Below are 20,273 nucleotides of genomic sequence, written 5' to 3' on the forward strand. Positions count from 1 at the left end.
GGGATTTTTCTCGGCGGCCTGCAAGGACGCCAGTATGAGCGGAGCCCTCGAAGACAAGCGGACTGCGACGCGGTTTCGCATCCTCGTCGAAATCGCGGACCGGCAACCGGCGGTGAGCCAGGGCGAGATCGCCGAGGCCGTCGGCGTGACGAGCCAGGCCGTCAGCGAGTACATCCGAGAACTCGTCGACGACGGCTACGTCGAGAAGGAAGCGCGGTCGCGGTACCGCGTGACGAAAGAGGGCGTCGACTGGCTGTTCCAGGAGGCCAAAGGGCTCCAGCGATTCGCCGAGCACGTCACCGACGACGTGCTCGAAAGCGTCCAGGAGGATGCCGCCATCGCGACGGCGACGATCGAGACCGGCGACACGGTGACGCTGTCGCTCCGCGACGGACTGCTGCACGCCTCGCCGGGCGGTTCCGGCCCCGCGACCGGCGTCGCGACGACGAGCGCCGACCCCGGCGAGGACGTGAGCGTCACTGGCTTCGAGGGCGTCATCGAGATCGAGCCGGGCGAAGTCACCGTCGTTCAGGTTCCGTCGGCGCGCTCCGGCGGCAGCCGAGCGGTTTCGCCGGAGGAGTTGGCGGGGATCTGTGCCGATGCGGCTGTCGTCGTTGCGGCGGGAGTCGAAGCGGTCGTCGCGCTTCGAGCAGCCGAGGTCGACGTCGAAACGTCGTTCGCTGCCGGCGAAGTCGCCGCAGCGGCGGCCGCACGCGGTGTCGACAGCGTCGTCGTGGCCACGGCGGACAACGTGGGGCGCGTGACGGACGCACTCCGTGACAGCGACGTCCTGTACGAGGTAACCGAAGCCGGACGTGACGGGGCGACGCCGGCGGCCGGCGATCCGAACGAGGCGGGCGACAGCGACGAGGCGGGCGACAGCGACGAGGCGGGCGACAGCGACGGGGCGGACTGACACCGAGCGACGCCTCTCGATGCGGGCGAACAGGTGGCACGGGACTGCCCGTCTCCGAATCACACGGCGCGGTGTACCACGCAACCGCGAGACGCGCCGTGGCGAGGGCTACATTACGCGCGGTCTGGCCGCGGCTCCGTATATAAAACCTCGCGCAGACCGGGGCTTCTGCGGCACTGGGGCTGTCTCTTAGTGAGACAGGTTTACTCGCTCGCGTGTTCTCGTGCCGTTGCGTACGCTTCTTGGAGCTGCTTGAACTCCGCCTGTGAGCCGCCGTGATCCGGATGGACGGACTTCACGCGGTCGCGGTAGGCGGTCCTGACGGCCTCGGGACTGGCACCCCGCGAGAGATCCAGGTAGTCGAACGCCTCCGAGACCGGATCCGCTCTGGCGTTCGAGCGGGGACCGTGGGTGAAGGTGGGGACGTCGAACGGGAGTCGACGGCCGAGGGCGTGGACCGGCATCTCGTGCTCACAGAGGACGGTGTAGGTCCCTGCGCGTTCGAGTCTGAAGTACGCCTGCGCGTCGAAGGTGATCGCGACGTCCCGGCGCGGCAAGTAGAATTCGATCGTCTCGCCGCGGACGACGTGGTCCTCGGCGAACGGCTCGGAAATATCGCGGAGATACTCGCGAATCTCCGCGCGTCGGCGCGTCGAGCCATCGATTCGGTGGCCGGCGGGCGTCGGCTCGTCCGGAAAGAGGCGTCCGCCTACGACGAACACGCCCGCGGCGACGACGGAGGCGATACCGCCCCCGAGGAGGCCGAAGACGAGCCACGGCGGCAACAACGAGACCCACTCCGGAAGCACGTATAGACACAGGGCGCCGTCCCTAAAGAATTTCTCGCCCGGGGCTCGTACTCCAGAGCCGAAGAGCGAGCGCGCCACGCATCCTCACCTATTATATATTAAAAATTCGCTTCCGAGTACGTTTTATTCGGCGTCTCACGCTTCGGAAAGTACTTTAGTGATATCTGCGGACTTGCACACGCTAATGGCTGTAGCTTGGCTGGACGACGTGCGGTCCGCCGACATCGAGAGCGTCGGCGGAAAGGCGGCTTCGCTGGGCGAACTCACCGGGGCAGGGCTGCCTGTTCCCTCGGGGTTCGTCGTGACCGCCGGGACATACCGTGAATTCATCGAGGACGCAGGCATCGACGAGGAGCTGTTTTCGGCTGTCGACGTCGATCACGAAGACACCGAGGCTCTTCGTGAGGCTCACGAACGTGCTCACGAACTTATTATGAACACCCCCGTCCCCGACGACGTTCGGGAGGGAATCCTCGCTGCGTACCAAGACCTCGGCGACGGCGAACGCTTCGTCGCCGTCCGTTCGTCTGCAACCGCCGAGGACCTGCCGGACGCGTCTTTCGCCGGCCAACAGGAGACCTTCCTGAACGTCCAGGAGGACGCGCTGGTCGAGCGTGTCAAGGAGTGCTGGGCGTCGCTGTTCTCCCAGCGAGCGATCTACTACCGGAACCGACAGGGCTTCCCGCACGACCAGGTCGACATCGCCGTCGTCGTACAGGAGATGGTCGACGCCGAGAAGTCCGGCGTGCTGTTCACCTCGCACCCCTCGACGGGCGAGCCGCAGATCATCATCGAGGCCGCGTGGGGACTCGGCGAAGCGGTCGTCTCCGGGTCTGTCTCCCCGGACAACTACGTCATCGACCGGGACACTGCCGAAGTCGAGACCATCACGGTCGCCGACAAGAAGATGATGATGGTCAAAGACGAGGAGACCGGCGAGACCATCGAGACGGAGGTCCCCGACGAAAAGCGGAGCGCACGCGTGCTCTCCGACGAGGAGATCGAAGAACTCGTCGCGCTCGGTGAGCGCGTCGAAGACCACTACGGAACGCCGCAGGACGTCGAGTGGGCGATCCACGAGGGCGAGGTGTATATGCTCCAGTCGCGGCCGATCACGACGATCTCCGACGACGAGGAGTCCGCCGAGGCGGCCGCCGGCGCGAACGGCGGACAGGTCCAGGCAGGCGACACCTCTCAGTCCGGCGACGTCCTCTTCCGCGGGCTCGGATCGAGTCCCGGGATCGCCTCCGGTGAGGCCCGGATCGTCACGAAACTCGACCACCTCGACCAGGTCGGCGAGGGCGACATCATCGTGACTGAGATGACGATGCCTGATATGGTGCCCGCGATGAAGCGCGCGTCGGGCATCGTCACCGACGAGGGCGGGATGACTTCCCACGCCGCGATCGTCTCGCGCGAGCTCGGCGTTCCGGCGGTCGTCGGCGCCGGCTCGGCCACCCGGCAACTGGAAGACGGCCAGCCGATCACGATCGACGGGGACAAAGGGACCGTTCGCGAGGGTGCCGAGCCCGAGAAAGAGACGCCCGAACCCATCGAGGAGGCGCGACCGAAGACGCCCGTGAAACCGATGACGGCGACCGAAGTGAAGGTCAACGTTTCGATCCCCGAAGCCGCAGAGCGCGCCGCCGCGACGGGCGCCGACGGGGTTGGACTCCTCCGCATCGAGCATATGGTGCTCTCGCTCGGCAAGACGCCAACGAAGTACATTGCCGAGAACGGCGAGCGGGCGTACGTCGACGAACTCGTCGACGGCATCCGAACCGCCGCCGAGGCGTTCTACCCGCGTCCCGTCCGCGTCCGCACGCTCGACGCGCCGACCGACGAGTTCCGCCAGTTGGAGGGCGGCGACGACGAGCCACACGAGCACAACCCGATGCTCGGATATCGCGGCATCCGCCGCTCGCTCGACAACCCGGATCTGTTCAAGCACGAACTGGAGGCGTTCAGGCGGATCTTCGAGATGGGCTACGACAACGTCGAGGTGATGTTCCCGCTCGTCAACGACGCCGAGGACGTCTTCCGTGCACGGAATCTGATGGAACAGGCCGGCATCGACCCCACGAAGCGCGAGTGGGGCGTGATGATCGAGACGCCGGCGGCCGCGCTCGAAGTCGAGTCGATGGCCGAAACCGGCATCGACTTCGTCTCCTTCGGGACGAACGACCTCACGCAGTACACGCTCGCGGTCGACCGCAACAACGAGCGCGTCGCCGACCGCTTCGACGAGCTACACCCGGCAGTTCTGAAGCTCATCGGCGACACCATCGAGACGTGCCGGGACCTCGACGTCCGCACGAGTATCTGCGGGCAGGCCGGCTCGAAACCGCAGATGGTCCAGTTCCTCGTCGAGAAGGGCGTCTCATCGGTTTCGGCGAACATCGACGCCGTTCGCGATGTCCAGCACGAGGTCAAGCGGGTCGAACAGCGCCTCCTGCTCGATTCCGTTCGCTGATCTCCGGTACTCCCTGGTCTGATCGCTAAACGGAACCACTAAACGCGGACGGGAACTAAACGGCGCTATGCAGCGGGCGGCCCCGCAAGAGTTCGACCGGGTTCTCTCGTCGATGTGCACGGAGCCACATCCCGCCGCGCGGGACGCGGCGGAGCGATTTCTCGCGACGAACCCGGGGGATCCGGCGACGTACGCCGAAGTCGCCGACCTCGAATCGCGCGCGGTGGCCGGACTCGGGCGGCTCGCCGGCCTCGACGACGCAGCTACAGCCCCTTCGTCGTCACGAGCGGGCGCCGGCCGACCAGCGGCCGACGCCCCGTATGGATACATCACGAGCGGCGGGACCGAGGCGAACATCCAGGCGCTCCGCTCCGCTCGGAACCGTCGGGACGTCGAGCACCCGAACGTCGTCGTCCCCGAGAGCGCGCACTTTTCGTTTCCCAAGGCTGCCGACATCCTCGACGTGGAGTTACGCTCGGTTCCGACCGACGACGCCCACCGCGTCGACCTCGACGGCGTGCGGGCCGCCGTCGACGACCAGACGGTGTTAGTGCTCGGCGTCGCCGGAACCACCGAGTACGGCCGTGTCGACCCGATTCCGGAACTCACCAGAATCGCTCACGACGCCGGCGCGTACTGTCACGTCGACGCCGCGTGGGGTGGCTTTCTGCTCCCCTTCACCGACTACGAGTGGAGCTTCGCGCACGCGCCGATCGACTCGCTGACGATCGACCCTCACAAGTGCGGGCGGGCGGTCATCCCCGCCGGCGGCCTCCTGTTCCGCGAACGCGCAGGCGTCGACGCGCTCGCGGTCGATACTCCGTATCTGGAGTCGACCTCGCAGGCGTCGCTGACGGGGACGCGGAGCGGGGCCGGTGTCGCGGGCGCCGTCGCCGCGATGGACGCACTGTGGCCTGACGGCTACCGCCGCGAGTACGAGCGCGCCGACCGTCTCGCGCGGTGGCTGGCGACCGAACTCCGGGAGCGCGGCTACGACGTCGCCGACGTGGCACTCCCGATCGTCGTCGCCGACGTCGACGCCCCGACGTTCGAGCGGATCCGTGACCGGGGCTGGCGACTCTCCCGCACCGGTTCGGGGTTGGCTCGGATCGTCGTGATGCCACACGTCACCCGGGACGTGCTCCACGCCTTCCTGTCGGATCTCGACGAGATCCGGTAGCCGCGCTCGCGTCTACGGCGCCGATTTCGCCCGGAAACTCAAGACTTACGACCCCGTGCGACTCACTCTCCGGTAACGTGTCCCTCCCTGTCACGGCAGTACCGCTCGACCTCGTCGTCGACACGGCCAGCACTGTCGGTCTCGCGCTCGCGAGTGACCTGTTGCCCGACTTCGGTTGGCTCTCGGCGGCGGTCGAGACGGCGACGGGATGGCCCGGGCTGGGCATCATCTTCGTCTACTCGTTCCTCATCGCGTTCGCGCTGCCCGGTGTGAGCGAGATCGTTCTGCTCGCGCCGCTGAATCTCGGCCTCTCGGAGACGGGACGACTCGCGGTCATCACGCTCGTGACCGGCGTCGGAAAGGCAGCGGGCAGCGTCTTCGCGTTCCACATCGGCCAGGAGGTCAAGGAGGCGGGACCGGTCATCCGGTTCCTGCGGCGGTCCCGGTTCGACGTGATCGAGTGGTCCGAGCGCCGCACCGTCGACATCGCACAGAAGTGGGGCTACGCCGGGCTCGCGGTCGCGCTCTCGATCCCGTTCTTCCCGGACACCCTCTCGATCTACGCGTTCGCCGTGCTCGAAGAGGACTACGCGAAGTTCGCGGCCGCGACGTTCGTCGGGAGCGTCGGCCGCCTCGTCGTCACCGTCGTCGGCGTCGGCACCGTGCTGTCGATCGTCTAGTCGGGGTCGCCCTCGCCACTGAGAGGCGGCCCGCCGGCGACTCCGAATCAGCGGGATTTTGGTGTCGCCGCTGAGAGTACCCCCTATGAGCCACGAGGACTTTCCCACCGAGAACCCGGCGGTGGTGACCTGCGGCCTGCCGTACGCCAACGGCGACCTGCACATCGGCCACCTCCGAACGTACGTCGGCGGCGACATCTACAGTCGCGCGCTGAAGCGACTCGGCCAGCAGACCGCGTTCGTCTGCGGGTCGGATATGCACGGCACCCCGGTCGCCGTCAACGCCGCCCAGGAGGGCGTCACGCCCGAGGAGTTCGCGCTCCGACACCACGAACAGTACGAGGAGACCTTCCCGAAGTTCGACGTCGAGTTCGACAACTACGGGCACACGGACGACGCGACGAACACGGAGACGACCCAGGAGATCGTCCGGACTCTCGAAGCGGAGGGCTACGTCTACGAGAAGGAGATCCCGGTCGCCTACGACCCCGACGCCGACCAGTGGCTCCCCGACCGCTTCGTCGAGGGAACCTGCCCCTACTGCGGCGAGCACGCCCGGGGCGACGAGTGCGACGAGGGCTGCGGTCGCCACCTCGAACCCGGCGAGATCGAAGATCCCGTCTCGACGATCACGGGCAACTCAGCGGAGTACCGAAACCGAGAGCACAAGTTCTTCGCCGTCTCCGACCTGCAGGAGTACCTCGGCGAGTTCATCGACCGCCTGGAAGGCACCTCGAACGCGCAGAATCAGCCCCGCGAGTGGATCGAGGGCGAACTCCAGGACTGGTGTATCACCCGCGATATGGAGTGGGGCGTCGACTACCCCGGCGAGGAGGACCTCGTCCTCTACGTCTGGGTCGACGCGCCGATCGAGTACATCTCCTCGACGAAGCAGTACACCGAACGCGTCGGTCCCGACGTCTTCGACTGGGAGGAAGCCTGGCGCGAGGACGGCGACATCGTCCACATCATCGGCCGCGACATCATCCAGCACCACACGGTGTTCTGGCCGGCGATGCTCCACGCCGCGGGCTACGTCGAACCCCGCGCCGTGATGGCCTCCGGGTTCATCACGCTGGAGGGCAAGGGCTTCTCGACCTCGCGAAACCGCGCGGTCTGGGCCGACGAGTACCTCGAGGAGGGCTTCCGTCCCGACCTCCTGCGCTACTACCTCGCGACCAACGGCGGCTTCCAGCAGGACGTCGACTTCTCGTGGGCGCGCTTCCGCGAGCGCGTGAACAACGAACTCGTCGGCACGGTCGGCAACTTCGCGTACCGCTCGCTGCTCTTCGCCGCCCGCGAGTTCGGCGGCACGCCCGACGCCGACCTCTCGGAGTCGGTCCGTGAGCGCATCGAGACGGCGATGGCCGGGTTCGAGGCCGGCGTCAACGAGTACTCGGTCCGCGAGGTCGGCGACGCCGCCGTCCGCCTCGCGCAGTTCGGCAACGAGTACATCCAGCGGAACGAACCCTGGAAGCTCGACGACGACGATCCCGAGAAGGCGCAGGTCATCCGTGACTGCGTCCAGATCGCGAAGGCCGTCGCTGTGCTCTTCGAGCCGGTCACGCCCGAAGCGGCCGAGAACCTCTGGGACGACCTCAACGAGGACGGCGACGTCCACGCCGTCGGCATCGACGCCGCACTCGAGGCCCCGGCCGCGGCGTTCGACGAACCGACGGAACTGTTCGAGAAGATCCCCGAGGAGCGCGTCGAGGAACTGAACGAGAAACTCGAAGCGCGAGTCGACGCCGCGACCGAAGACGACGAGGCCGACGCGGACGACGAGGCCGACGCGGACGACGAGGCCGACGCAGATACCGGCGCCGGCGACGAGCCGAGCGAGGAAGCAGTGGCCGACCTCGAACCGATCGCCGACGAGCGGATCAGCTTCGAGGACTTCCAGGATCTCGACATCCGCGTGGGCGAGATCGTCGCCGCCGAGGGCGTCGAAGGCGCCGACAAACTCGCGAAGCTGACGGTCGACATCGGCGTCGAAGAGCGCCAGATCGTCGCCGGGATCAAACAGCTCCACGACCTGGATTCGCTCCCTGGCACGAAGATCGTCGTCGTCGCCAACTTGGAGAAGGCCGAACTGTTCGGCGTCGAGTCCAACGGGATGCTGCTCGCAGCGGGCGATCAGGCCGACCTCCTGACCACCCACGGCGACGCCGTCCCCGGAACGAAAGTCCAGTAGACCCCTCGTTACGCCGGCCGGCTCATCGTCGGTCTTTTTAACTCACTCCCGAGTAGGGAGTCCTATGAGAAAGGCGAAAATCGTCTGCACGCTCGGCCCGGCGTCGGACGACGAATCCACGATTCGGGGCCTCGTCGACGCCGGGATGAGCGTCGCCCGCCTCAACGCGAGCCACGGGACGCCGGACCACCGCCGGAAGGTCATCGAGCGCATTCGGTCCGTAGACGACGTGACCGACAGCCCCCTGGCCGCGATGGTCGATCTCCAGGGCCCCGAGGTCAGGACCGCGCCGCTCGAAGATCCGATCACGCTAGAGGCCGGCACGGAGATCCGGTTCGTCGCGGGCGAGGAGGCGACGCCCGAAACGATCGGACTCTCGTATTCGATCACGGCCGCCGAGCCGGGCGATACGGTGCTCCTCGACGACGGTCGGATCGAGGCCACGGTCGTCCGCGTCGACGACGACGGCGTCGTCGCGCGCGTCGACTCCGGCGGCGAACTCGGGGGACGAAAGGGCGTCAACCTCCCGGGCGTCGACCTCGACATTGACCTCATCACCGAAGGTGATCGCGCGGAACTGGCCGTCGCCGCCGAGACCGAGGCCGACTTCGTCGCCGCCTCGTTCGTCCGCTCTGCGGAAGACGTCTACACCATCAGCGACGCGCTCGACGAACTCGGCGCGGACATCCCCGTCGTCGCGAAGATCGAGCGCGCGGGGGCGGTCGAGAACCTCGACGAGATCATCGACGCCGCCTACGGCGTGATGGTCGCTCGCGGCGACCTCGGCGTCGAGATGCCGCTCGAAGACGTCCCGATCATCCAAAAGCGGATCATCCGAAAGTGCCACGCCGCCGGGACGCCCGTCATCACGGCGACCGAGATGCTCGATTCGATGGTGCACGCCCGCCGACCCACTCGGGCGGAGGCCTCCGACGTCGCGAACGCGGTCCTCGACGGCACCGACGCGGTGATGCTCTCGGGCGAGACCGCGATCGGCGACGACCCGGTACGCGTCGTCGAGACGATGGACCGGATCGTCCGACAGGTCGAGTCCAGCGACGAGTACGCCGAGAGCCGCGAACAGCGGATTCCGACGCCGGACGAGGACTCCCGCACCGAGGCGCTCGCCCGCTCGGCGCGGTATCTCGCCCGCGACGTCGGCGCGAGTGCAATCGTCGCCGCTTCCGAGTCCGGCTACACAGCGCGGAAGACGGCGAAGTTCCGGCCGGCAGTCCCGGTGGTCGCGACGACTCCGACGGACCGCGTCCGCCGGCAACTCGCCCTCTCGTGGGGCGTCATCCCGGTCTACTCGGCGTACCGCGACGGCATCGACGCGATGATGGAAGACGCCGTCGACGCCGCGCTCGACGCCGGCGTCGCGAAATCCGGCGACACGCTCGTCGTCCTCTCGGGGATGATGACCGAACTCGAGGGCACGAACACGACGAATATGCTGAAACTCCACGTCGCCGCCGAGGCCGTCGCGACGGGCCGGAAGGTCGTCGGAGGCCGCGTCGCTGGCCCGCTCGCAGTCACCGAGGACGGCGACCTCTCGTCGGTCCCCGACGGAGCGATCCTGGCGCTGCCGGCGACCTTCGACGGCGAGTTCGACGGCGAGGCCGCCAAACTCGGCGGTATCGTCGATGCGCGCCCCGGGATGACTGGCTATCCGGCGCTCGTCGCCCGCGAACTCGACATCCCGATGATCTCGGGCGCGCCGCTGCCGACGTCGCTGTCGCCCGGGACGACTTTGACGCTGCACGCCGAACGCGGCATCGTCTACGAGGGCGACGTCATCAGACACCGCACGCGAGACGCCGAGATCCGATAGGCGTCCGAGGCGGCAAGTCTTTTCCTGTGGCAGTCGTACTACTCGTAATGAGTAATCCGGACACTGGTCCCGACCGGGAGTTCGACGAGGCCCGAACCGATCAGGACGCTGCGCCGCCTGCGACCGACGTCGATGCCGACGGGCTCGGCGACGGACGGCTCTCGCTCCGTGCGCCGATCGAACCCGGCGATCCCGACGCGGAGAACGCCCTGTTCGTGGTGGCTGGCGCGCTCGGTACGGTCGCGCTCCTCGCGTCAGCGATCGTCCCGGGCGTACTCTGAGCGGCTCGCCGCCACTCGATTTCGGCCTCCGTGCTGCACGTCCGTTATCAGTTCTGATCCTGTGACCGCAGCGTTTTATGCGAGTTGGTCGGTAGCGTAGGGAGACGACCGTATCGCCGATGTCTCACGCCCATCCCTACCTCGCTCTCGCTATCGCCCTCTCCCTCCTCGTCGGCGGTGCGACGCCCGTTTCGGGGTTCGCCCCTGCGTCGACGGCGCCGGGAGTGGCCCACAGCGCCGGGACCGAGACGATCGGCGAGGACAGCCACAGCACCTCTCCGCACGCACTCGCAGCCGCCGATCGCGCGCCGCAACAGACCGACGACGCCTCGGCGTCGTTCCCTGGCGGCAACGTGACCGTCACCCGCGGCGACGAGGTGACGTTCTCGGTCTCACACTCCGACCCCGCGAACGTGACGATCGGCGGCCCGGAGTACGGCTTTCACCTCACCGTCGCGCTCGGCGGCAGCGGCACGTCCGAAGTAACTCTCGACACACGCCAGACGACTGCCGCCGATCCAGCCGTCTTCGTCGAAGGCGGATCCGCGACGCTGCACTCCGCACCGCTCGATGAGCCCATCGAGCCCGAAGACTACCTTCTCCGCGTCTCTATCGACGGCGTCGAGCGCGACATCGGGACGCTCACCGTCGACCCACGGGGCGAAACGACAGCGGAATCGTACCGCGCGCCGGGGGCGTTCGAGCCCTCGGAGTACGTCGACGGCGGCGAAGACGGCGACGCCAACGTCGGGCCCCTGGAGACGACGATGAGCGCCGGAACCGACCTCGCACGCGGCGATTACGCCGTCGTCCGCTTCGAGGAGAGCGGCCTGGAGTCGGCGCTGAACACGAGCGACCTCACCGGTGCCGCGGCGGCTAACGGGCTCAAAGTGAACTTCACGCAGACGACGCCCGGGCCGAACCAGGAGCCGCGGGAGTACGTCGCGACGGCCTCGGCGAACGTCTCCGTGCTGCCGAGTCTCGCGAACGACGAGATCTACGTGCTCTGGGACACCAGCGAGGTTCCGATCGGGAATCTGGAGAAGCGCAATCGCTACCGCGCGGCCCTGACGCTGACCGACGAGAGCGGCCTCGCCGACTCGCCGACGACGATCGCGTCGACGCCGTTCCATCTCAGTTCGCAGTCGGTGTCGCTGTCGCCGGACAACGACTCGGTGCATTACCCCTGGGAGAACAGTTCGTTCGCCGTCTCCGGGACGACGAACCGCGCGCCGAACACGACGCTGGAAGTCCGCCTCCGGTCCTCGGATCCGAACGCGTTCCTGCAGCTGCGCGATGCCACAGTCGGCCCCGACGGGGACTTCGAGGCGTCGTTCGACCTCTCGTCGGTCTCTCGGGGGACGAACGCGACGCTTTGGGTCCGCAATCACTTCTTGCAGACCGCACAGGACGTCTACTTGGTCGCACCGGATCCGAGCGTCCGCATCGAAGACCAAACGGCGAACGGAACGACGCTACGGATCGCGAGCGCCGAAGTCCCCGCGGGCGGTTTCGTTCGCTTGGAAGACGCCGACGGGTCGTCGGTCGGACGGAGCGACTACCTCGCGCCCGGCGAGCATACGAACGTGACAGCGGAGTTGGGGACGCCGCTGTTCGAGGCCCAACAGATCCGCGCCGAACTGGTCCGCGCCGGCGAGGAGCAGTCCTACGACCCCGACGCGGCGGCCTACACCGCGAACGACGCCGTCGTCAACGACACGGCGCGGATCGAGTTCCCGCCGGCACCGACCGAGACGAGCACACCGACGCGGACCGCGACGGCGACGGCGACGTCCACGGCGACGCCGTACCCCGTCGTCACGCGGACGCCGCTGGCACCCGCTGGTGCCTCGCAGTCGAGTCTCCCGCTGTCGCCGGGAGTCGCGGTCGCCGCGCTGCTCGGCGCCGGTGCACTGCTCGCACGCCGAGGTGGGTCGTCGTGATCCCCGAACTGGAGCCCGAGGATTTCGTCGCGTTCCTCGCGGACCTCTGGCGTGAGCGGGGCTGGGAGATCTCCGTCAAAGAGCGCGCCGACGAGACGCGGTTCGTGATCGGCGAGCGGGGCGACGGCAAGCGCGGCGTCATTTACGCCTTCCCGACGACGACGGCGACGGTCACCGAACGGCACCTCAAGCAGTTCGTCGCCTTCTGTCGGAAACGCAGCATCGACGTGGCCGTCGTCGCGACGCAGGGCGCGTTCGCGGACGGCGCCAAGAAGGTGGCCGCCCAGCGCAGCGTCCACCTCCTCGACCGCGCGACGCTCGCCGAGACAGTCGAGGAGGGCGGCTTCGAGGACGTCCTGAAGCAGTACACCGAGACGAGCGGCCTCGAAGCAGCCGTCGAACGGCTCCAGGAACTGGGGGTGCCGGTCCCCGTGTCCGTCGTCGACCGCGTCCCCGACTTCGGTGAGTCGCTCGCGGCGATCCGCGCGAAGCTCGACCGCGGCGACGGGGACGACAGCGACGACGCGGATGCATCGGGGGCGCAGTCCGGTTCTGATCCCGATTCGAGCGGCGACCCCGGGGCCGACGCCGGAGTCACGGACCGGATCCGCGCGCTCTCCTCGCGCTCGCTACCGGCGACTGTCATCCCGATCGTCCTCGTCGTCGCGTTCGTGCTCGGGGCTGCGCTGGGGCCGGCGCTCGGCCTCGGGGGTCCCTTCGCCTCCGGCGGCGACGACGGCCTCGACGTCTCGGCGGTCTCGACGGCGAGCGCGAACGCGACGGCGGACGTGCGCTGGAATGCGAAGACGACGCAGGCGCTCACGGTGAACGGGACCACCTACGACGCCCCCGACGAACAGACGTTCCTCCTAGTTCGGATGAACGTGACCAACCGGGCCGACACTCCGACGCAGTTCGCACAGTCGAAGTTGGCCGTCGAGGTCGCGGGCGAGCGCTACGCGCATCAACCGCTCGACGGCGTGACCGGCTTCCCCTCCGCCGGGCTGTTCGAACCTGGGGAGTCGCGGGAGGTGTGGATGGTCTTCAGCGTTCCCGCCGACGGAGAGAGCGCGACGCTCTTGATGACCGGCGAACTGAACGTTCGCTTCACCCGCGATACCACGATCACGCCCGAGGCGACCGTCCCGGAGCGCGAATAGCGGGTCCGACGGCCTTCCCGTCGGTCGGTGTCGCACGCTCGGTCACGCCACGCAGTTGGTCGATCGACCGATATCGCACACTCCCGTCGCTCGGTTTCCCAACGTGTGCATCGATCTCTCGTGACAACGCTTAATCGTGCGCCAGACTTATCGCTCGTATGCTCGAACCAGCGCTTTCGGTCGCCCTGCAGCTCTCGATCCCGCCGGAGACGCTGCCGCTGTTGCTGGTCACCGCCGGACTCGGCGTCAGCTTCCTCGAAGCCTTCGCGCCGGGCGCGCACTTCATCGTCCTCGGAATCGCCCTCCTCGCGGCCGGACTCGTCGGGCTGGTCCTCGGGCCGCTGGCCTCACCGATCGTCCTCGGCGTCCTCGTCCTCGTCTTCGGGTCGCTTGCGCTCTACGGCTACCGCGAGTTCGACATCTACGGCGGCAAAGGCACCGAACAGACGAGCGATTCGGCGAGTCTCCGCGGCCGGACCGGTCGCGTCACGGAACGCGTGACCCCGACCGACGGCGAGGTCAAGCTCGACGACGGCGGTTTCAACCCCCTCTACGCCGCGCGATCGGTGGACGGCGAACTCCCCGTCGGGACGGAAGTTGTCGTCGTCGATCCCGGCGGCGGGAACGTCGTCACCGTCGAGTCGCTCTCGTCCGGCTACGACGAGATCGACCGCCAACTCGATCAGGGCCGAGCGTCGCGGTCGGACGACGTCGAGAGAGCAGACAGCGAGGACGACACCGAGATGGAGACCGAGCGCGCCTGATCGTAGCTGCGACGACGCTCAGACGCGACGACATCGAGACGTAACGATACTGAGACACGACGACACGGAGACGGCGGCCGAACCGGTCTCACCGACGTACCGCGATTCTGTGCGCACTCGCGTCGCCGAATTTCTCAGTTCGACTGGGCCAACGCTTATCAGACCCACACACTAAGTCCGCGTATGGTACTTGGTCCCGTTCCATTACAGACAGGTCTCGGTATCCCGACGATCGGGATACTCGTACTCCTCCTCGCGATCGTCATCGTCTACCAGATGGTCGAGATCGTCGACGCCTACGAGAAGAAGGCGCTGACGGTGTTCGGTGAGTACAGGAAGCTCCTCCAACCCGGCATCAACTTCATCCCGCCGTTCGTCTCGCGGACGTATCCGTTCGATATGCGGACGCAGACGCTCGACGTGCCTCGACAGGAGGCGATCACCCGCGACAACTCGCCGGTGACTGCCGACGCCGTCGTCTACATCAAGGTGATGGACGCGAAGAAGGCGTTCCTGGAGGTCGACGACTACAAGCGCGCCGTCTCGAACCTCGCACAGACGACGCTGCGGGCCGTCATCGGCGATATGGAACTCGACGACACGCTCAACAAGCGTCAGGAGATCAACGGCCGGATCCGCCGCGAACTCGACGAGCCGACCGACGAGTGGGGCGTGCGCGTCGAGAGCGTCGAGGTCCGCGAGGTCAATCCCTCCCAGGACGTCCAGCAGGCGATGGAGCAGCAGACGTCCGCCGAGCGCCGTCGCCGTGCAATGATCCTGGAAGCGCAGGGTGAACGCCGCTCTGCGGTCGAGCAGGCCGAGGGTGAGAAGCAGTCGAACATCATCCGCGCCCAGGGTGAAAAGCAGAGTCAGATCCTGGAAGCGCAGGGTGACGCCATCTCGACGGTCCTCCGCGCGAAGTCCGCCGAGTCGATGGGCGAACGCGCGATCATCGAGAAGGGTATGGAGAGCTTAGAGACGATCGGGCAGGGCGAGTCGACGACGTTCGTCCTCCCGCAGGAACTCACGAGCCTCCTCGGGCGCTACGGCCGGCAGTTGACCGACTCGGACGTCCAAGAGCAGGCCGGCCTCGACAGTCTCGACTTCGACGCGGAGACGCGCGAACTCCTCGGCCTCGACGACATCGAGGAGATCCTCGGGCAGATCGATCAGGCCACCGAGATGGACGTCGAAGAACTCGAACAGGAGGCCGAAGCGATCAAGCGCGGCGCGGGCACGGACATCCGGAGCGCCGACGCGGTCATCGACCAGGCCGACGCCGCAGACGAGGCCGCGATCAAAGATCCCGAAGACATCGTCGCCGACGCACAAGCCGCGACCGACACGGAAGCCCCGACAGAACAGAGCGACGAAGCCGCGGATGACGACGACCGCGCCGTCGAGAAAGAGCGGGAGTAGGACCGCGTTACCGACGCGTTCCGGCGACGTTACCCGCGTTCGCGTTTTTTCGTCCGGTTTCGCTGAGACGAGCGAAGCGCTTTTCTCCGTGTCGAGTCGTACTAGTGGTAGATTCGAATGCCGAACCGCGACATCGACGAGGAGAAGCGGGCGACGCTCCGACGTTTCGCCGCGCTGGGGGCGGCGTCGCCGCTCGCTGGACTCGGTGCCAGTGGCGAGGCCGAAGCCACGTCCGACTCGACGAGCGACGCCCGCGACGCCATCGTCGGCTACGTGGCGTCGACGCCGGGTGCGCACTTCTCGAAGATACGCGACGATCTCAGCCTGGGGACGGGCGAGACCCAGCACCACCTCCGACAACTCGTCGACGACGGCGTACTCGTGTTCCGCCGCGACGGCGATTACAAGCGGTTCTTCCCCGCAGACCGGTTCTCCGAGTTCGAACAGGTCGCGCTCGGGTACCTCCGTCGTCGCACGCCGCGCGGAATGCTCGTTGCCCTCCTCCGCGACCCGGGCACGAGCGGCGCAGCGATCGCAGAACGCCTCGACGTGTCGCGAGCGACCGTGAGCGGGTATGCCCGCAAACTCGACGACGCCGGGCTGCTCTCGCGCGACGGCGCGTACGCCGTCGAACGGCCGGAGACGCTCCTCACGCTCGTCGTCAGATACGCCGACTCGCTCGGACCAGAGGCCGCTGCCCTGGCCGACGAGGCCGACTCGCTGATCCGATACGAGCCGCGGGACGGCGCAGACGACTGACTCCGTAGTTCCGATTGATCGTGTTCTTCGCGACGCACCTGTGGCAGGCTACTGGGTCACTTTCCAGGTCGTCCCCGAGGAGTAGCCCCACTTCTCGATTGTGAGGCCGACGTCGCCGTCGAGGATGGCACGCATATTGGCTCCGACTTCCTTCGCCGAGAGACCGAGATCCTCCGCGATCAGCCGCGACTTGAAGTACGTCTGCGTGTCGGCGTTCGCGCGGAGGTACTGGAGAATCTGTCGCTGTTTGTCGCTGAGGTTCGGTGCGGTCGTCGTGGAGGCGGTCGCGCTCATATTCCTACACACGGTGTATCTCCCTATGAGGGGTTTGGTACGCGCGGTTAACACGCCGCTGTGATGCGGTCTTTCGCGATTGGGGCCGCGTTTCCACGTGCTATTCTCGGCTTCGGGGTACGGTCGCCTAACGGAGCAGACCACCCGCGCCGAGGCAGAAAGTTCATACGCGCCGCCCGGCCAGAAAGCACTAATGGGTCCCTCCGACGGTGCCGCCCGCGGCCCGCCCGCCGACCGCGCCAGCGACGGCGCGGCCCCCTCCATCGCTGTGAGCGTCGTACTCCCCGCGTACAACGAAGCCAGCACCATCGAGTCGACCGTGGAGACGACGCTCCGGACGCTCGATGCCTTCCTCGAACCGGGGGCCTTCGAGGTCATCGTCGCCGAGGACGGCTGCGACGACAGGACGCCCGAGATCGCAGACCGCCTGGCGGACGCTGACGGCCGCGTCAGGCACTTCCACAGCGACGAGCGGCTCGGACGTGGTGGGGCGCTCGAACACGCCTTCGAGGCCGCACACGGCGATGTGCTGGTCTACTTCGACACCGATCTAGCGACCGATATGCGCCACCTCGAAGAGCTCGTCGAGCGCGTACGCTCCGGCGAGGCCGACGTCGCGACCGGTTCGCGCTGGATGCCCGAGAACGTCGCTGACAGACCGGCAAAGCGCGGCGTCCCCAGCCGCGTGTACAACGGCCTGGTGCGTACGTTCCTCCGCTCTGACCTCCGGGACCACCAGTGCGGGTTCAAGGCGTTCAGCCGCGAGGCGTTCGAGACGCTCGCAGACGAGGTCGAAGACGACCACTGGTTCTGGGACACAGAGATGCTCGTCCGGGCACAGCGGGCCGGCTACGAGGTGACTGAGTTCCCCGTCGACTGGACGCCGAAGGGCGACACGAAAGTCGACCTCGTCCGCGACGTCCTCGGGATGGGAAGTCAGATTCTGCGGACGTGGTGGCAGTTGTCGGTTCGTCCGCGACTCTCCCAGCGGGTCGGGCTCGCGGCCGGTGCGGTACTGGCCGTCCTCGCACTCGTGTTGATGACGCAGTATCTCGACTTCGGGACGGTGCTCACGGAAATGCGCGACGCCGATCCCGCGCTGGTCGGCGCGGCCGCGCTCGTCTACGTCCTCTCGTGGCCGCTCCGTGGGTTCCGCTACCAGGATATTCTCACCGAGTTGGGCTATCGCGAGCAGTTGAGCTTCTTGACGGGCGCGGTGTTCATCAGCCAGACCGGGAACCTGGTCTTCCCCGCACGTGCCGGGGACCTGATCCGCGCGTACGTCGTCAAGGCCCGTCGCGGCATTCCGTACCCCTCGGGCTTCGCGTCGCTGGCGGCCGAGCGGGTCTTCGATCTACTCACCATCGCGTCGATGGCGGGCGTCGTCCTGCTCGGCTACACGGCGACGGGGCAGACAGCGGAGTTAGCCCGAACCGTCGTCGGCGCGGAGGGCGCGGGCCGCGTGGCCGTCGTCGTCGCGATGGGCGTCGGACTCGTCGCCATCGCCGCCGTGATCGGCATCGCGCTGTCGGCCCGGAGCGACCGCGACGTCGTCACCGCGCTCGTCTACCGCGTGAGCACGGACTCGTACGCCGACTTCGTCGCCGGCGTCATCGGGCGGTTCGTCGGCGACCTCCAGACCGTCGCCGGCACGCGGCGCGGGTTCGCCCGCGTCGGCGCGACGAGCGCCCTCGTCTGGACGCTCGACGTCTTCACGGCACTTTTGGTCCTCGCGGCGTTCTCTCCCGGGCTGCCGGTCGTGGAACTGATCGCGGTGAGTTTCTTCGCGGTCAGCGTCGGGAACCTCGCGAAGGTGCTTCCGCTGTCTCCCGGCGGTGTCGGTCTCTACGAGGGCGCGTTCACGCTGCTCGTCGTCGGGCTGACGCCGCTCGGAGCCGAGCTGGCGCTAGGCGCGGCCGTGCTGGATCACGCCGTCAAGAACATCGTCACCGTGATCGGCGGCTACGCCTCGATGCTCGGTCTCAACGTCTCGCTGACGACGGCGGTCGAGGAGACGCGCGACGTGCGCGAAGCGCGCGAGGAAGCGCCGGAGCTGGACTGAGATTCCTAGTAGAGGCCGCTCAGGAACGGCGCGGCGGCAGCCGCGACGGCATCTTCCAGCGCGTCGGTGCGCGTCAGTTGTCCGGCGGTGAACGCGCCCGCTGCGCCCTGGTTCTTCGCGACGTTCGACTCACCGAGCACGTCGTCCATCACCGGTCCCAACTCCTCGCCGTCGTGGATGCGAGTCGCGATCGACTCCGGGAGACGGAGGCTCGGGCCGGAGCCGACGCCCCAGCGGTCGCCGTCTGTGGCGGCCGCCCACATCACGAGGTACGTGTCGGTCGCGGATGCCTCGGCGTCGGCGGCTCCGTTGGCGTCGTCGACAACGCGGCCGTCACCGAAGGACGCGACGCCGCCTTCGATCCCGACGCCGAGACGGGTCTCTTCGGAGTCGTCCGCTTCGTCTCGAACCGTTTCGAGCACCGCTTCGGCTCTGTTCTGCGCTCCCGCTCGCGTCTCGTCGTGCCCGATCGGTTGCTCGGAGACGCCCGATGGGACTGCTTCGGCGACGACGGTCGCGCCGGGGAACACGCGGGCCGTCGCGTCGCGCTTCACCGGGTTGCCGCTGCCGACTGCGACGTACATACCCCTGAGTGAACGACCGCCGGCGATACGTGTGTCGCTTCTGTGCGATTCGGAGAACCTACTTCAGTTATCTCCGTGAAAGAGTTCAGCGAGCGTCTCGACGCCGTCGAGGAGCCGCGGACTCGGCTGATTCAGCAGATCGTCGTCGAGAACGTGGACGGACGCGTCGAGGTCCCACCACCCGCGGTCGGCGAGGATGTCGGGGTCGGCCCGGTCGCCGTGGCCGCAGTGATGGACGATCACGTGCGTCGGATCCGCCGCTTCGACCTGCTCGCGTGTCACCTCGCGGGAGCGCTCGCCGGGGTTACAGAAGGGATAGCTGCCCCCGGCCGCCACGACGACTTCTGGGACCCAGTTACCGGCGGCCATCGGCGGGTCACCCCACTCCTCACAGTAGACGACCGGTCGTGCGTCCTCGCCGCCTTGCTCGCCGTCGCTTCGCCCGGGAATGCGGTCCCGAACCGCATCGATCCGGCGGCGGGCCTCGTCGGCCAGCCGTTCGCCTGCCTCGGGACGACCGACGGCACGGCCGAGCGTCGCGAAGGAGTCGACGACGGCGTCCAGTCGGTCGGGCTCGACGTGACAGACGTCGTAGCCGCGCGCTGCGAGTTCGTCGCGAACGTCCGCTTGCAACGCGTCGGCGGTGCAGACCAGATCCGGGTCGAGGTCGGCCAGCCGATCGTAGTCTGGGTTCAGCCACCCGCCGACGACCGTGCGGTCCAGCGGGCAGTGCGTCGTCACGCCGACGAGGAGGTCCTCGCCACCCATCGCCGCCACCGTCGCCGTGGCGCTCGGCGCGAGCGAGACGACGCGCTCGACGTCGCTAGACGAGCCGGCCCCCCCGGCTGCGCCGCCGCGAGAAGAGTACATAGTCGTCGTCGACGGGGGACGATCAAGTGCGTTGTGGACGGGACTGGCCCACGA

17 protein-coding genes are annotated in these 20,273 nt (G+C 67.7%); 13 read left to right on the top strand and 4 right to left on the bottom strand.

Annotation, left to right across the window (positions count from 1 at the left end; all coding sequences use genetic code 11):
- The first annotated feature begins 34 nt into the window (after nucleotides 1–34).
- Nucleotides 35–916, top strand: coding sequence for a DUF7839 domain-containing protein (locus NO347_RS02030; protein ID WP_256288044.1), 882 nt, complete (start codon nucleotides 35–37; stop codon nucleotides 914–916).
- A gap of 203 nt (nucleotides 917–1,119) precedes the next feature.
- Here NO347_RS02030 and NO347_RS02035 read toward each other — a convergent pair whose 3' ends face one another.
- On the bottom strand, nucleotides 1,120–1,725 hold the full coding sequence (locus tag NO347_RS02035; protein ID WP_256288045.1) for a J domain-containing protein: 606 nt from the start codon (nucleotides 1,723–1,725) through the stop codon (nucleotides 1,120–1,122).
- A 184-nt stretch (nucleotides 1,726–1,909) separates the two neighbouring features.
- Between NO347_RS02035 and ppsA the strand changes: the two genes are divergently transcribed.
- From ppsA to NO347_RS02090, 11 genes are all read left to right on the top strand, one after another.
- Complete coding sequence (ppsA, locus tag NO347_RS02040; protein WP_256288046.1) at nucleotides 1,910–4,198, top strand: phosphoenolpyruvate synthase; 2,289 nt, start codon at nucleotides 1,910–1,912, stop codon at nucleotides 4,196–4,198.
- A 67-nt stretch (nucleotides 4,199–4,265) separates the two neighbouring features.
- A complete protein-coding gene (gene mfnA, locus NO347_RS02045; RefSeq protein WP_256288047.1) occupies nucleotides 4,266–5,378 on the top strand; it encodes a tyrosine decarboxylase MfnA in 1,113 nt (370 codons plus the stop codon).
- Nucleotides 5,379–5,536: 158 nt separating this feature from the next.
- The gene (locus NO347_RS02050) at nucleotides 5,537–6,058 is read left to right on the top strand and encodes a YqaA family protein (RefSeq protein WP_256288415.1); all 522 of its coding nucleotides are present in this window, start codon (nucleotides 5,537–5,539) and stop codon (nucleotides 6,056–6,058) included.
- 85 nt (nucleotides 6,059–6,143) lie between these two features.
- A complete protein-coding gene (metG, locus tag NO347_RS02055; protein WP_256288048.1) occupies nucleotides 6,144–8,252 on the top strand; it encodes a methionine--tRNA ligase in 2,109 nt (702 codons plus the stop codon).
- A 64-nt stretch (nucleotides 8,253–8,316) separates the two neighbouring features.
- Entirely contained in the window at nucleotides 8,317–10,083 is a 1,767-nt protein-coding gene (pyk, locus tag NO347_RS02060) for a pyruvate kinase (RefSeq protein WP_256288049.1), read from the top strand.
- Nucleotides 10,084–10,130: 47 nt separating this feature from the next.
- Nucleotides 10,131–10,364, top strand: a complete 234-nt coding sequence (locus NO347_RS02065; protein WP_256288050.1) for a DUF7312 domain-containing protein — start codon at nucleotides 10,131–10,133, stop codon at nucleotides 10,362–10,364.
- 119 nt (nucleotides 10,365–10,483) lie between these two features.
- The gene (locus tag NO347_RS02070) at nucleotides 10,484–12,307 is read left to right on the top strand and encodes a DUF7282 domain-containing protein (protein ID WP_256288051.1); all 1,824 of its coding nucleotides are present in this window, start codon (nucleotides 10,484–10,486) and stop codon (nucleotides 12,305–12,307) included.
- Complete coding sequence (locus NO347_RS02075; RefSeq protein ID WP_256288052.1) at nucleotides 12,304–13,467, top strand: restriction endonuclease; 1,164 nt, start codon at nucleotides 12,304–12,306, stop codon at nucleotides 13,465–13,467. The genes NO347_RS02070 and NO347_RS02075 overlap by 4 nt, the downstream gene beginning before the upstream one ends.
- A gap of 158 nt (nucleotides 13,468–13,625) precedes the next feature.
- Nucleotides 13,626–14,231 carry an NfeD family protein gene (locus NO347_RS02080; protein WP_256288053.1) on the top strand — a complete coding sequence of 202 codons (606 nt, stop codon included), beginning with the start codon at nucleotides 13,626–13,628 and terminating at the stop codon, nucleotides 14,229–14,231.
- Between the two features lie 183 nt (nucleotides 14,232–14,414).
- Complete coding sequence (locus tag NO347_RS02085; protein WP_256288054.1) at nucleotides 14,415–15,650, top strand: SPFH domain-containing protein; 1,236 nt, start codon at nucleotides 14,415–14,417, stop codon at nucleotides 15,648–15,650.
- A 117-nt stretch (nucleotides 15,651–15,767) separates the two neighbouring features.
- On the top strand, nucleotides 15,768–16,409 hold the full coding sequence (locus tag NO347_RS02090) for a winged helix-turn-helix transcriptional regulator (protein WP_256288055.1): 642 nt from the start codon (nucleotides 15,768–15,770) through the stop codon (nucleotides 16,407–16,409).
- Between the two features lie 48 nt (nucleotides 16,410–16,457).
- Here NO347_RS02090 and NO347_RS02095 read toward each other — a convergent pair whose 3' ends face one another.
- Nucleotides 16,458–16,703 (bottom strand): DUF7123 family protein, encoded by a 246-nt coding sequence (locus NO347_RS02095; RefSeq protein WP_121568098.1) that lies wholly within the window; start codon nucleotides 16,701–16,703, stop codon nucleotides 16,458–16,460.
- A 193-nt stretch (nucleotides 16,704–16,896) separates the two neighbouring features.
- Here NO347_RS02095 and NO347_RS02100 point away from each other — a divergent pair, with 193 nt between their 5' ends.
- Complete coding sequence (locus NO347_RS02100) at nucleotides 16,897–18,765, top strand: flippase-like domain-containing protein (RefSeq protein WP_256288056.1); 1,869 nt, start codon at nucleotides 16,897–16,899, stop codon at nucleotides 18,763–18,765.
- A 5-nt stretch (nucleotides 18,766–18,770) separates the two neighbouring features.
- On the opposite strand, the gene NO347_RS02105 is transcribed toward NO347_RS02100, so the two are convergent.
- Nucleotides 18,771–19,349, bottom strand: coding sequence for a DUF84 family protein (locus NO347_RS02105; RefSeq protein ID WP_256288057.1), 579 nt, complete (start codon nucleotides 19,347–19,349; stop codon nucleotides 18,771–18,773).
- A gap of 63 nt (nucleotides 19,350–19,412) precedes the next feature.
- Nucleotides 19,413–20,219, bottom strand: coding sequence for a helical backbone metal receptor (locus NO347_RS02110; RefSeq protein WP_256288058.1), 807 nt, complete (start codon nucleotides 20,217–20,219; stop codon nucleotides 19,413–19,415).
- Nucleotides 20,220–20,273 lie beyond the last annotated feature (54 nt).

Origin of the sequence: Halobellus inordinatus, assembly GCF_024464655.1 — an archaeon.
Taxonomy (GTDB): domain Archaea; phylum Halobacteriota; class Halobacteria; order Halobacteriales; family Haloferacaceae; genus Haloquadratum; species Haloquadratum inordinatus.